The 278-nt window shown below is 56.1% G+C and carries 1 rRNA gene; it reads left to right on the top strand.

The annotated features are described in order from the left end of the window. A 16S ribosomal RNA gene (locus K7787_RS31470) occupies positions 1-278 on the top strand; the annotation flags it as partial.

Raw genomic sequence — 278 nt, 5'->3', positions numbered from 1 at the left:
ATTGTGAAAGCCCGAGGCTTAACCTCGGGTCTGCAGTCGATACGGGCTAGCTAGAGTGTGGTAGGGGAGATCGGAATTCCTGGTGTAGCGGTGAAATGCGCAGATATCAGGAGGAACACCGGTGGCGAAGGCGGATCTCTGGGCCATTACTGACGCTGAGGAGCGAAAGCGTGGGGAGCGAACAGGATTAGATACCCTGGTAGTCCACGCCGTAAACGGTGGGAACTAGGTGTTGGCGACATTCCACGTCGTCGGTGCCGCAGCTAACGCATTAAGTT

The organism is Streptomyces sennicomposti, from assembly GCF_019890635.1.
GTDB lineage: Bacteria > Actinomycetota > Actinomycetes > Streptomycetales > Streptomycetaceae > Streptomyces > Streptomyces sennicomposti.
Note: the sequence above shows the minus strand (reverse complement) of the source record. Positions and strands in the feature narration are given on the sequence as shown.